Here is an 894-nt window from a genome sequence, read left to right on the forward strand (position 1 = left end):
GGCCCGTCCGGCGACCATATCCGCATCATGGGCGACAAGATCGAGGCCAAGCGCACCGCAAAACGGCTCGGCATTCCGGTGGTGCCCGGTTCGGACGGTGCGGTCACCGATGAAAAAGAGGCCAAGCGCATTGCCGGCGAGATCGGCTATCCCGTGATCATCAAGGCGTCGGCCGGCGGCGGCGGACGCGGTATGAAGGTGGCGCATACCGAAGCCGACCTCGAGGTCGCCCTGCAGACGGCGCGCTCGGAGGCCGGTGCCGCCTTCGGCGACGATGCGGTTTACATCGAGAAGTACCTGGAAAAACCGCGCCACATCGAGGTGCAAGTGTTCGGTGACGGTTTTGGCCGCGGCGTGCATTTCGGCGAGCGCGATTGTTCGCTGCAGCGCCGGCACCAGAAGGTCTGGGAAGAGGCGCCCTCGCCGGCCCTCAATGCCGAGGAGCGTGCGCGCATCGGCGGCGTCTGCGCCAAGGCGATCGCCGACCTCGGCTATTCCGGCGCCGGCACGATCGAGTTCCTCTACGAGAATGGCGAGTTCTATTTCATCGAGATGAACACGCGCCTGCAGGTCGAGCATCCGGTGACCGAAGCGATCACCGGCATCGACCTCGTGCACGAGCAGATCCGCGTCGCCTCGGGCGGCGGACTTTCGGTCAAGCAGGAAGACATCAAGTTCAATGGCCACGCCATCGAATGCCGTATCAACGCCGAGGATCCGCGCACCTTCACCCCCTCGCCCGGCACGATCACCCACTTCCATACGCCGGGCGGTCTCGGCATCCGCGTCGATTCCGGCGTTTACTCCGGCTACAAGATCCCGCCCTACTACGACAGCCTGATCGGCAAGCTGATCGTGCATGGGCGCAACCGCGTCGAGTGCATGATGCCTGTC

The 894-nt window shown here is 64.7% G+C and carries 1 protein-coding gene; it reads left to right on the forward strand.

Going from position 1 to position 894, the window contains the following annotated elements:
• Positions 1–894: ATP-binding protein (locus ACXJ7R_RS34585; RefSeq protein WP_457155713.1), on the forward strand; the 894-nt coding region annotated here is incomplete at both ends.

The organism is Mesorhizobium sp. P5_C1 (genome assembly GCF_054049815.1).